Source organism: Mycolicibacter sinensis (genome assembly GCF_001667375.1).
GTDB lineage: Bacteria > Actinomycetota > Actinomycetes > Mycobacteriales > Mycobacteriaceae > Mycobacterium > Mycobacterium sinense_A.
The window spans coordinates 113,765-126,381 of sequence record NZ_LZIN01000019.1 but is presented as its reverse complement, the minus strand read 5'-3'; the positions used below and the strand labels follow the sequence as shown (position 1 = coordinate 126,381).

Annotated in this window: 8 protein-coding genes and 1 pseudogene; 8 read left to right on the top strand and 1 reads right to left on the bottom strand. The window is 70.0% G+C overall.

Going from position 1 to position 12,617, the window contains the following annotated elements; genetic code table 11:
- Positions 1 to 4: 4 nt before the first annotated feature.
- The 8 genes from sufB to A5771_RS03865 all read left to right on the top strand — a co-directional run bounded on the left by sufB (position 5) and on the right by A5771_RS03865 (position 8,256).
- Positions 5 to 1,453, top strand: coding sequence for a Fe-S cluster assembly protein SufB (sufB, locus tag A5771_RS03900; protein WP_064853880.1), 1,449 nt, complete (start codon positions 5 to 7; stop codon positions 1,451 to 1,453).
- Positions 1,453 to 2,646 carry a Fe-S cluster assembly protein SufD gene (gene sufD, locus A5771_RS03895; RefSeq protein ID WP_082947044.1) on the top strand — a complete coding sequence of 398 codons (1,194 nt, stop codon included), beginning with the start codon at positions 1,453 to 1,455 and terminating at the stop codon, positions 2,644 to 2,646. Before sufB ends, sufD begins: the two co-directional genes overlap by 1 nt.
- A gap of 34 nt (positions 2,647 to 2,680) precedes the next feature.
- A complete protein-coding gene (gene sufC / locus A5771_RS03890; protein WP_064853878.1) occupies positions 2,681 to 3,469 on the top strand; it encodes a Fe-S cluster assembly ATPase SufC in 789 nt (262 codons plus the stop codon).
- 3 nt (positions 3,470 to 3,472) lie between these two features.
- On the top strand, positions 3,473 to 4,735 hold the full coding sequence (locus A5771_RS03885) for a cysteine desulfurase (RefSeq protein WP_064853877.1): 1,263 nt from the start codon (positions 3,473 to 3,475) through the stop codon (positions 4,733 to 4,735).
- 4 nt (positions 4,736 to 4,739) lie between these two features.
- On the top strand, positions 4,740 to 5,237 hold the full coding sequence (sufU, locus tag A5771_RS03880; protein ID WP_064853876.1) for a Fe-S cluster assembly sulfur transfer protein SufU: 498 nt from the start codon (positions 4,740 to 4,742) through the stop codon (positions 5,235 to 5,237).
- A complete protein-coding gene (locus A5771_RS03875; RefSeq protein WP_064853875.1) occupies positions 5,234 to 5,575 on the top strand; it encodes a metal-sulfur cluster assembly factor in 342 nt (113 codons plus the stop codon). Before sufU ends, A5771_RS03875 begins: the two co-directional genes overlap by 4 nt.
- 15 nt (positions 5,576 to 5,590) lie before the next feature.
- Positions 5,591 to 6,403, top strand: a complete 813-nt coding sequence (locus A5771_RS03870; protein WP_064853874.1) for an MBL fold metallo-hydrolase — start codon at positions 5,591 to 5,593, stop codon at positions 6,401 to 6,403.
- Between the two features lie 119 nt (positions 6,404 to 6,522).
- Positions 6,523 to 8,256, top strand: a complete 1,734-nt coding sequence (locus tag A5771_RS03865) for an amidohydrolase (RefSeq protein WP_064853873.1) — start codon at positions 6,523 to 6,525, stop codon at positions 8,254 to 8,256.
- 30 nt (positions 8,257 to 8,286) lie between these two features.
- Here A5771_RS03865 and A5771_RS03860 read toward each other — a convergent pair.
- A pseudogene (locus A5771_RS03860) lies at positions 8,287 to 12,600 on the bottom strand (HAD-IC family P-type ATPase); the annotation flags it as partial.
- Between the last annotated feature and the right edge of the window lie 17 nt (positions 12,601 to 12,617).

The window sequence follows — 12,617 nt, the reverse complement described above, 5'->3', positions numbered from 1 at the left end:
CACCATGACACTCACACCGGAAGCCACCGCAGCAGCGGTCGAGCCGAGCACCCAGGACGAGACCATCGCGTCGCTGGGCAGCTACGAATACGGTTGGGCGGACAGTGACGCCGCCGGTGCCGTCGCCCAGCGTGGCATCTCCGAGGACGTCGTGCGCGACATCTCGGCGAAGAAGAACGAGCCGGAGTGGATGCTCGAGGCCCGGCTGCGCGCCTACCGGACGTTCATGAAGAAGCCGATGCCCAACTGGGGGTCGGATCTGTCCGGCATCGACTTCGACAACATCAAGTACTTCGTCCGGTCCACCGAGAAGCAGGCCCAGACCTGGGAGGACCTGCCCGAGGACATCCGCAACACCTATGACCGGCTGGGCATCCCGGAGGCCGAGAAGCAGCGCTACATCGGTGGGGTGGCGGCCCAGTACGAGTCCGAGGTGGTCTACCACAAGATTCGCGAGGACCTCGAAGCCCAGGGCGTGGTCTTTCTGGACACCGACACCGCGCTCAAAGAGCACGAGGAGCTGTTCCGGGAGTACTTCGCCACCGTGATTCCGGCCGGAGACAACAAGTTCTCGGCGCTGAACACCGCGGTATGGAGCGGCGGATCGTTCATCTACGTGCCCAAGGGTGTGCACGTCGACATCCCGCTGCAGGCCTACTTCCGGATCAACACCGAGAACATGGGCCAGTTCGAGCGCACCCTGATCATCGTCGACGAAGACGCCTACGTGCACTACATCGAAGGCTGCACCGCCCCGGTGTACTCGAGCGACTCGCTGCACTCGGCGGTGGTGGAGATCGTCGTCAAGCCGCGCGGCCGCTGCCGCTACACCACCATCCAGAACTGGTCGATCAACGTCTACAACCTGGTCACCAAGCGGGCCCGCGCCGAAGAGGGCGCCACCATGGAATGGGTCGACGGCAACATCGGCTCCAAGGTCACCATGAAGTACCCGGCGGTGTGGATGACCGGCGAGCACGCCAAGGGCGAGGTGCTCTCGGTGGCATTCGCCGGCGAGGACCAGCATCAGGACACCGGGGCCAAGATGCTGCACCTGGCGCCGAACACGTCGAGCAACATCGTCTCGAAGTCGGTGGCGCGCAGCGGCGGCCGGTCCTCCTACCGGGGGCTGGTCGAGATCCACAAGGGCGCGCACGGGTCGAAGTCCAGCGTGAAGTGCGATGCGCTGCTGGTCGACGACGTCAGCCGCAGCGACACCTATCCCTACGTCGACATCCGTGAGGACGACGTCACCGTCGGCCACGAGGCCACCGTGTCCAAGGTCAGCGAGAACCAGTTGTTCTACCTGATGAGCCGGGGAATCTCCGAGGACGAGGCAATGGCGATGGTGGTGCGCGGCTTCGTCGAGCCGATCGCCAAGGAACTGCCGATGGAATACGCGCTGGAGCTCAACAAGCTGATCCAGCTGCAGATGGAAGGCTCGGTGGGCTAGTGGCTTCGACTGGTTTGAGTCCAAACCCGGCTGCCAACCTGACCGAGGCGGCCGAAGGCCTCAACAAGGGAGAGCAGTTCACCTCGTTCGACGTGGCGGCATTCGAGGTTCCGCACGGCCGCGACGAGGCGTGGCGGTTCACTCCGCTGCGCCGGCTGCGCGGCCTGCACGACGGCTCGGCGGTCGCCGACGGGGCCCCCTCCATCGAGGTGTCGGCCGACGCGGCGGTGCGGACCGAGACCGTGCAGCGCGGCGACGATCGGCTGGGCGCCGCCGGTGTTCCCGCGGATCGGGTTGCCGCCCAGGCATTCTCGGCCTTCCCCGAGGCAACGGTGGTCACCGTGCCCAAAGCGGTTGCCGTCGCGGAGCCCATCCAGATCACCATCACCGGGCCGGGTCCGGACGCGACCGCCTACGGCCATCTGCAGGTGCGCGCCGAGGAACTGTCACAGGCCACCGTCGTGATCGACGTGCGGGGCAGCGGAACCTACGCCGACAACGTCGAATTCGTTGTCGGCAACAGTGCGCAGCTGACCGTCGTGTGGATCGCCGACGCCGCCGCGGACATGGTTCACGTCACCATGCATCACGCGGCACTGGGCAAGGATGCGGTGCTGCGCCACACCGCCGTCCAGCTGGGCGGCGAGCTGGTGCGGCTCACCGGGCGGGTCCGCTTCGACGGGCAGGGCGGTGACGCCGAGCTGCTCGGCCTGTACTTCGCCGACGACGGTCAGCACCTGGAGTCGCGGCTGCTGGTCGACCACAGCCGGCCCAACTGCCGCTCCAACGTGCTCTACAAGGGCGCCCTGCAGGGCGAACCGAATTCGGCACTGCCGGACGCCCACACCGTCTGGGTCGGGGACGTGGTGATCCGCGCGGCCGGCGTGGGCACCGACACCTTCGAGGTGAACCGCAACCTGGTGCTGGCCGACGGTGCCCGGGCGGATTCGATCCCCAACCTGGAGATCGAGACCGGGGAGATCATCCAAGCCGGCCACGCCAGCGCGACCGGGCGGTTCGACGACCTGCAGCTGTTCTACCTGCAGGCCCGCGGCATCCCGGAGGATCAGGCCCGGCGCCTGATCGTGCGGGGCTTCTTCGGGGAGATCATCTCCAGGATCCCGGTGCCGTTCGTGCAGGAGCGCCTCACCGATGCCGTCGAGCGGGAGCTCGCGGTCACCGAGAACAAATAAACCCGAAAGCATCAGTTAAGGACACGAATCAGCAATGAGCACACTGGAAATCAAGGACCTGCACGTGAGTGTGGCGCCGGGCGGCGTCGGGGATGAGGTCACGGCCGCGATCCCGATCCTGCACGGAGTCGACCTGACGGTGAACTCCGGTGAGACGCACGCCCTGATGGGGCCGAACGGATCCGGCAAGTCCACCCTGTCGTATGCGATCGCCGGTCACCCCAAGTACACCGTGACGTCGGGGTCGATCACCCTCGACGGTCAGAACGTGCTGGACATGACCGTCGACGAACGGGCCCGGGCGGGTCTCTTCCTGGCCATGCAGTATCCGGTCGAGGTGCCCGGGGTCTCGATGTCGAACTTCCTGCGCACCGCGGTGACCGCCGTGCGCGGCGAGGCCCCGAAGCTGCGGGCCTGGATCAAGGAGCAGCGCGCGGCGTTCACCGAGTTGGGTATCGACTCCGGCTTCGCCGAGCGCAACGTCAACGAGGGTTTCTCCGGCGGTGAGAAGAAGCGCCACGAGATTCTGCAGCTGAGCATGCTCAAGCCCAAGATCGCGATCCTCGACGAGACCGACTCCGGCCTGGACGTCGATGCGCTGCGCGCGGTCAGCGAAGGGGTGAACCGCTTCAAAGAGGCGGAGAACGCCGGCATCCTGCTGATCACGCACTACACCCGGATCCTGCGTTACATCGCGCCGCAGTTCGTGCACGTCTTCGCCGGTGGGCGGATCGTCGAGTCGGGCGGACCGGAGCTCGCCGACGAGCTGGAAGAGAACGGCTACGAGCGGTTCACCGCCGAGGCGGCAGTGGCGGAGTCCTGACATATGACACTTTCGGTCAGCCGTCCGGCGCCGCCGGGTCTGGACGCGATTCGGGCGGATTTCCCGATCCTGAATCGGGTCATGCGCGGCGGAAGCCGGCTGGCCTATCTGGATTCCGGGGCCACCTCGCAACGTCCGCTGCAGGTGCTCGACGCCGAGCGGGAGTTTCTGCTGAACTCCAACGGCGCGGTGCACCGCGGGGCGCATCAGCTGATGGAAGAGGCCACCGACGCCTACGAGGACGGCCGGTCGGCTATCGCGCGTTTCGTCGGCGCCGACCCCGACGAGTTGGTGTTGACCAAGAACGCCACCGAATCGCTGAACCTGGTGTCGTATGCGCTCGGCGACGACCGCTTGGAGAACGCGGTCGGCCCGGGCGACGTCATCGTCACCACCGAGCTGGAGCACCACGCCAACCTGATTCCGTGGCAGGAGCTGGCGCGGCGCACCGGTGCGACGTTGCAGTGGTACGAGGTGACGCCCGACGGCCGTATCGACCTGGATTCGCTCAAGCTCGATGAGCGGGTGAAAGTCGTTGCGTTCACCCATCAATCGAATGTGACCGGCGCGCTGGCGCCGGTCGCCGAACTGGTGTCGCGGGCCAAGGCCGTCGGCGCGCTGACCGTGTTGGACGCCTGCCAGTCGGTGCCGCACCAGCCGGTCGACCTGCATGGACTCGGTGTCGATTTCGCGGCGTTCTCGGGTCACAAGATGCTGGGCCCCACCGGCATCGGGGTGCTCTACGGCCGCCGCGAGCTGCTGGCGGCGCTGCCGCCGTTCCTCACCGGCGGATCGATGATCGAGACCGTGACGATGTCGGTTAGCACTTACGCGCCGCCGCCGCAACGTTTCGAGGCCGGTACGCCGATGACCTCGCAGGTGGTCGGGCTGGCCGCGGCCGCGCGCTACCTGGACGCGATCGGGATGGACGTGGTGGAGGCTCACGAGCACGAGCTGGTGGCCGCCACCCTCGACGGCCTCGCTGAAATCGACGGGGTGCGCATCGTCGGGCCGACGACGATGACCGACCGCGGGTCGCCCGTCTCGTTCGTGATCGACGGCGTGCACGCCCACGATGTCGGGCAGGTGCTCGACGACGACGGTGTCGCGGTGCGGGTGGGCCACCACTGCGCCATGCCGTTGCACCGCAAGTTCAATGTGGCGGCCACCGCCCGGGCGTCGTTCGCGGTGTACAACACCCACGACGAGGTCGAGCGACTGCTGGCGGGAATCCGCCGGGCCGTGAAATTCTTCGGCGGAGCGTGACCGGATGCGTCTGGAGCAGTTCTATCAGGAAGTGATCCTCGATCACTACAAGCACCCGCAGCACCGCGGTCTGCGGGAGCCGTACGGAGCCGAGGTGCACCACGTCAACCCGACCTGCGGTGACGAGTTGACGCTGCGGGTGGCGCTGTCGGCCGGCGGTGAGCAGATCGCCGACATCTCCTATGACGGCCAGGGCTGCTCGATCTCGCAGGCGGCCACCTCGGTGCTGGCTTCCGAGGTGATCGGATTGACTGTGCCCCAAGCGTTGACGAAGTTCGACGCGTTCCACGAGATGATCTCGTCGCGGGGGACCGTGGCGGGCGACGAGGACGTGCTCGGCGACGGCGTCGCGTTCGCCGGGGTGGCTAAGTACCCGGCGCGGGTCAAGTGCGCGCTGCTGGGCTGGATGGCGTTCAAAGACGCGCTGGCGCAGGCGCTTACGAATACGGAAGAACACGCGCTGGCATCCGTCAGTGTGACAACCCAGGAGATGAAGCAATGAGCGAAACCGCACCCGAGGAGCTGCTCGCCGAGGTCGAAGAGTCGATGCACGATGTCATCGACCCCGAGATCGGCATCAACGTCATGGACCTGGGACTGGTCTATGACCTGTCGATCCGCCAGGATGAGGACGGGTCAGCCGCCGTGGTGACCATGACGCTCACCTCGCCGGCCTGCCCGCTGCAGGACATGATCGCCGAGCAGGTCGAGAACGCGACCGTCGGCGCGGGCCTGGTCAAAAAGCTCGACCTGTCCTGGGTGTGGGAGCCGGCCTGGGGACCGGACAAGATCACCGACGAGGGCCGCGAGATGATGCGCGCCGTCGGCTTCACGGTCTAAAGCGGAGCCGGCCGCGTGTTCTGGCTGTGCCGGACATGCGGCGTCGAGCACGATGCCACGCCGGATGTCTGCGCGATCTGCGCCGACGAGCGGCAGTGGGTGCCGGCGGCGGGTCAGCAGTGGGCCACGCTCGAGGAGCTGGCCGCCGAGGGTGTGCGATCCACCGTTACCACCCTGGAACCCGGGCTGATCGCGATCGGCAGCACCCCGCCGGTCGGTATCGGCCAGCTGGGCAAGCTGGTGTGCACGGCGGGCGGAAACGTGCTGTGGGATCCCTCGGGTTTCCTCGACGATGCCGCGGTGGCCGCGGTGACCGAGCGCGGCCCGGTCGCCGGAATCGTCGCGAGCCATCCGCACATGTTCGGCGCGCAGGTCCAGTGGAGCCGCCGGCTCGGTGGGGTGCCGGTGTACGTCAACGCCGCCGACGCGCAGTGGGTGATGCGACCGGACCCGGTGATCAGTTACTGGTCGGGCCGGTTGCAGCTCACGCCGACGCTGGCGGTGGTGCAGGTCGGCGGCCACTTTCCCGGCAGTGCGGTGGCCTGCTGGGACGACGGCGCCGACGGGCGCGGCGTGCTGCTGGTCGGCGACACCATCTTCCCGAACCCGGACCGGCGCACCGTGGCCTTCCTGCGCAGCTATCCGAACCGGATTCCGTTGTCGGCGGCGGTGGCGCACCGGATGGCCGACACCCTGGCAGACCTGCGCTTCGACCGCATTTACGGGCTGGTGGACAACGCTATCGACACCGACGGCGCCGCCGCGGTCCGGTTCTCGGCGGACCGGCACGCCGCGTGGGCGCGCGGTGACCACGACGACCTGACCTGATGCCGCCCCCAGGTGGCTGGTCGGTGGAAGCAGGCGGGTCGCTGCCATACTCGTCGCGTGAACCGCGTAAGGCCGTGGGCGGCGGCGGTCGACTGCGACTGAGGAAGAACAGACACACGGTGACGACGAGCAGGCGACGGTTCCTGGCGGGGATGGCCGCTGCGGCGGCCGGCACGGCAGTCGGCGGGCTCGCGGGATGCGGATCGCGCGGCCCGGGCGCCGACACCATCTTCATCGGCGGTCCGGTGGTGACAGTGGCGCCGGGGCGTCCTGAGGCCGAGGCACTCGCGGTTACCGGAGCGCGGATCAGCAAGGTCGGTACGGCCGATGAGGTGCTGGGGCTGCGAGGGTCGGAGACCAAGGTCGTCGACCTGCGCGGGCGGGCGTTGTTGCCGGCATTCGTGGAACCGCACGGCCACCCATTCGAGATGGGCACCACCTTGGCCCCGCCGGCCATCGATGTGCGGCCGTTCACGGTCTCGACCGCCGGCGGCGTGTTCGAAAAGCTCAACGAGGCCGTAGCCGACACCCCCAAGGGCCAGCCGATCCTGCTCAACGGGGTGGATCCGCTGCTGCAGACCGGGCTGAGACCGTTCACCCGCACCGAGCTGGACCGGCTGGCCCCGCACAACCCCGTCGTCATCATCACCAACAGCGGCCACGCCGGCTACGCCAACACCGCCGCGTTCGCCGCCGCCGGGATCACCAAGACCACCCCCAACCCGGCCGGGGCGCAGTATCTGCACAGCCCCGACGGGCAGCTGAGCGGCGAGGTGCGCGAGGCGGCGGCGCTGATGGCGCTGACCGCGCCGTTCTCCGGTGCGATCATGGCCAATGCCGGCGACAACCTGCGCTGGGCCTACGCCCAGCTGGCCCGCGCGGGTATCGCGACCGCCACCGAGCATTCCTACGATGCGCGTTCGCAATCCGAGGTGTTCGCCAAGCTGGCCCAGCAGTCCGACTGCCCGGTGCGCGTGCGTGCCTACGAGATCGGGACGGCCGAGCTTGCCGAGGATTCGAACAATGTGCGCGGCAAGCGGGCCGGCGCGGACGTGCTGTTCGACAAGATCGGGATGAAGATCTGGGCGGACGGATCGCCGTGGCAGGGCAACATCTTCACCACGTTCCCGTACCTGACCAACGCCACCACGGCGCGCATGGGGCTGGGCCCCGACCACCGCGGCGGCATGAATTACCCGCCCGAGCAGATCCAGCAGCTGGCGAGGGCTTTCATCGAGCAGCGCTGGCAGGTCTCCTGCCATGTGCACGGTGACGCCGCGATCGACGTCGTGCTGGACGCCTTCGAACAGGCGCAGGTGCCGCCGGCGCTGCGGCCCCGGCTCGAACATGTCGGCGCCATGCGGCCCGATCAGTTCGCCCGCGCGGCTCGCCTGGGTGTCACCCCGAGCCTGTTCATCGAGCACATCTATTTTTGGGGAGATGTCTTGGTGGACAAGCTGTTCGGGGCCGATCACGGGGCGCACTGGATGTCGGCGCGCTCGGCTTTCGACGCCGGGCTGCGCGCCTCGTTCCACAACGACGGCACCGTCACCCCGCCCGACCCGATCGGCAACATCGCCACCGCGGTGAACCGGTTCGCCAAGGGCAGCGGCCGGGTGCTGGCCCCCGAGCAGCGCATCAGTGTCGACGCGGCGCTTAGGGCGCAGACGTTGAACGCTGCCTGGCAGCTGCGGCTGGACACCGAGATCGGCAGCCTCGAGCAGGGCAAGTACGCCGATCTGGTGGTGCTCTCGCAGAATCCACGGCGGGTCGCCCCGACCGACCTGCGCGACGTCGCGGTCGAGGCGACCTATCTGATGGGCCGGCAGACCTACGGGAAGGTGCTGGGGTAGCCGCGGGGCGGTTGTCTTGCTGCGGGGCCGCTAACCGGAATCGACGTCGGCGACTCCGATCGTTTTCGCCAGCGCGGCCGGCGCCAGCAGCGACAGGGCGGTGGCCGCGCCGGTAGCCGCGCCGTCCCCGGCCCAGGCGACCGGACCCAGTGGCGTGCACCCGAAGAACTGGCTGATGACCGGGGTCTGGACGATTCCGACCAGCACCACCGCGCTGCCCAGTGCGGTCGCCACCACCAGTGGGCTGTGCCGCCGCGTCAGCAGCGTCTGCACCAACTGCGTTCCGACCAGGGCGGTCAGCCCCATGGTGGCCGTGCGCCGTTCGGTGCCGGGCGTCCACCGCCCGATCGCCCAGGCGCCGGTTGCCCCCGCCGCGGTGACCGCGCCGCGGGTGATGATGTGGCGCATCAGCGACGCATCCAGCGAGGGCGCCGGCGCTGAGAGGATCGCGCGCTGGTGGGCGCGTTCGGCCTCCTCCTCCGCCCGGTCGGGTTCCTCGTCTTCGTCGGGTTGCGGGTACTGCGGGGTGACGGCCACTGCCAGCGCGGGGAACATGTCGGTGAGCAGGTTGACCAGCAGCAGTTGCCGGGTGCCCACCGGCGCGCGCCCGGAACCCAGCGCGGTCCCGATGATCGTGAACAACACCTCGCCGACGTTGCCGCCGACCAGGACGCCGACCGCATCGCGCACCCCGGTCCACATGCCGCGGCCCTCGACCAACGCGTCGAGCAGCACCCCCAGATCGTCTTCGGTGAGCACGATGTCGGCGGCCCCGCGCGCCGCCGACGAACCGCGACCGCTGACGCCGACACCCACGTCGGCCATCCGGATCGCCGCGGCGTCGTTGGCGCCGTCGCCGACCATCGCGGTGACCTGCCCGCTGCGCTGCAGCGCGGCGACGATCTGCACCTTCTGCTCGGGGGTGACCCGGGCGAAAACCTGCGCGCCGGCGGCCAGCTTGGTGAACCCCTCCTCGTCGAGTACCGCCAACTCCGCCCCGGTGACCTCCGGGGCGTCCGGCGGCAGCCCCAGCTGCTTGGCTATCGCCCGGGCGGTGATCGGATGGTCGCCGGTGATCAGCACGACCTTGTGGTTGACCTCGACCAGTGCCTCGATCAGCGGTCGCGCCGAGGGCCGCAGTGTGTCGGCCAGCCCGACGAAGCCGAGCAGCTGCAAATCGTGTGCGGCAGCGTCGACGGCGTCGGCGTCGGTGTCGGACTCCTCGGCGATCGGTAGGTCCCAGCGGTGCTGAGCCACCGCGAGCACGCGCAACCCCTGCGCAGCCAGGCCGGACACCAGCGCCTCGGCCCGGTCGTATTCGCCGTCGGGGTCGGCGAACCGGCAGCGCGGCAAGATGACCTCCGGGGCGCCCTTGAGCAGCAGCATCGGGGCGTCGGTGTCGGTTCGCCCGATGGTGGCGGCGTAGCCGCGGCTGGACTCGAACGGCACCTCGGCCAGCACCGTCCATGCCGAATCAGCCTCATCGGCTAGTGCGGCCGCCGCCGTGAGGATGGCCTCATCGGTGGCGTGGGCGTGGCCCTGGCCGTCGCGCGGCTGGGTGCACGCCCGCGCCGCGGCCCGCAGCGTCCGGGTGTCCAGGCTGCCGGTGTCGTCGGCTGTGGCCGTCGGTGGTACGGAGCGCACCACCTTGAGGCGGTTCTCGGTCAGGGTGCCGGTCTTGTCGAAACACACGGTCTCGATGCGGCCCAGCGCCTCCACGGCGCGCGGGGTTCGGACCAACACCCCATGTTTGGACAGCCGTTGGGCGGCGGCCAGCTGGGCCAGGGTCGCCACCAGCGGCAGGCCCTCCGGAACGGCGGCCACCGCGATCGCCACCCCGTCGGCGACCGCCTGCCGCAGCGATGCGCGGTGCAGCAGTGCCAAGCCGGTCACCGCGGCGCCGCCGGCCAGCGTCAGCGGCAGCACCTTGGCGGTCAGCTCGCGCAGCCGGGCCTGCACCCCAGCCGCGGTGTCGACGTCGGCGATCGCCGAAAGCGCCCGGCGCGCCGCGGTGCCCGCACCGGTGGCGACCACGATCGCCCGGGCGTGCCCGGCGACGATCGTGGAGCCCTCGAACAGCATGCTGGCCCGCTCCGGGTCGCCGACGGCGACCGGGTCGACCTGCTTGTCCACCGGCAGCGACTCACCGGTGAGCAGCGACTCGTCGACCTCGAGGTCCTCTGCGGTCAGCAGGCGGGCATCAGCAGGCACCACATCGGAGGCGGCCAGGTCGATGACGTCGCCGGGGCGAAGTGATTTCGCCCTCAGCGTGACGGTGCGCCGGCCGTTGCGGGCGGTATCCAGGCGCCGCTGCGTCGTTGCGACCGGGGGTAGCACCACGCGGCGGGCCAGCGCGTCCTGTTCGGCGAAGAGTTCGGCGATCGCCGCTTCGGCGCGCAGCCGTTGTGTCCCGCCGACGAGGGCATTGGCGGCCATCACACCTGCGACCAGCAGGGCGTCGATGTTGCTGCCGAAGATCGCCGACGCCGCCGCGCCGACCGCCAGGATCGGGGTCAGCGGATCGGCGAGCTCTTCGCGAGTGGCGGCCAGCAGTTTGCCCACCCGGGTGGCCGGGGCGCGTAGCGGTGCCAGCACCGGATGATCGGCGAAGTCTTCCAGAGTGCGGCGCCAGGTTGGTGGACCGATCTCGGCGGCCAGCGGCCGCGCCGAACCGGCCAGCCGGGAGTAGACGATCTCCGGATCCAGGGCATGCCAGGCGGTGAGCGGCTGCGGGGTGGGGTCGGGTTGGTTCAGCACTTTGCGCGCGGATAGGGAGCCGGCCACCAATGCGGCCGCGCCGGCGGCGTTGACCGGATCGAGCCAGCGGCGCAGCGCCAGCGGGCCGGGAGTGCCCCGGGAGTCACCGGCGACCAGCAGCAGTCCGGCCAGGGTGCTGCCGCCCTGGGCGAGCCGCACCGCTGATTCGCTGGCGCGTTTGGCCACCGGCAGCGCCGAGAGGATCCGCACGGCGGCGGCCAGATCGGTGCCGGTGATGATGTCGGCGCTCCACGGGGTCGCCGCCTGCGGGTCGTCGAGGGCCACCCCGACGTCGGCGATGGCCAGCGCGGCCAGCGTGTCGGTGGAGGCGAAGTCGCGGTGCAGCGCGGTGATCAACAGCACCGGGCCGCGGTCGGCGCGCAGCTCACGGACCAGTTTGAGCAGCGGGGTGCCGGGCGGGTGGCTGGCCGCGACGCTGGCGGTCAGCTCCTGAGTGCCGGCCACATGGCGCAGCACCACCCGGTTCCCGGTGCGGTGCGCGGTCTGCAGCAGCGGCACCGCGAACGGGTCGACCTCCCAGCCGACCTTGACCCGACCGACGACCTCACCGTCGACGACCAGGTCGGCGCGCTCGAGTCCCTGCACCGGCGCCGCTGAGGGCTGCGCCCGCACCCAGCGCAGGCGGGCGCCGGTGGCCGGCAGCTCGTCGGGGTCGGGCTCGGGGGCCTGTTCGCCGTGGAGCAGGGCATCGGCGACCTCATAGACGCGGTCCTCGTCCCACCCGGGCACATCGCCCCGGGCGTGCAGTACCGCGCGGGCGTCCCCGCGCAGCGCCGCCCCGTCGATGACGATCACCTTGACCCGGTCCAGCCGGCGCAGCGCACCGGGGTCCAAGACCAGTTGTCCAGCGTCGGCCAGACCACGGCCCAGCACCGCGCCGAACGCCTGCCGGCCCAGATAGGCGCCCTTGGGCACCCCGGCCAGCACCGCACCGGCCGCCTCGTTGGCGCCGCCGCCGGCCAGCAGCGCCCCTGCGGCGGCGATCAACGAGGCGTTGGCGGCCTGGTCGGCGTAGGTCTCCACCGGCCCGGACATCGACCCCTTGGCAGTGTCGATGGCCGAGTCGATGGCGCCGTCGACCACCACGTGTGAGGCCTCACCGGCCGCGGTGGCCGCCGAGTTGTGCCGGGCGGTCTGCGAGCCGGCCCCGGCCGAGGAGATGACCGGAACCACCGCGGCCTGCGGTCGCCGCGGCGACGCCAGCTGCCGTTCCCGGTCCTCCCAGCGGCGGCGATGTGCGGCGGCCTCGGAGATCTGCAGGCCGCGCTGGGCCAGGTCCACCAGCGGGGTGCCGACCGCCTGGGTGAGCCCATTGGTCACGGCGGTGGAGGCGGCCAGCGCGAGATCGGTACCGACGCGACCGAGCCGTGATTCCAGCATCGACACGATGCGCGGCTGGTTGCTGACGACGGCGGCGGCGCCGCGGGCGGCCAGGGGTGCGACGGGCAGTTTGCCCACCCATCCGGTCACCGCGGCGCCGATGGCCACCACGTCCATCGCCGCCGCGGTCAGCGGCACCAGCAGTGCCAGTGGGTTGCCCGGATCGGCGAACGGCGCGGTGCGCGGTGCGGATCGCGGACCTG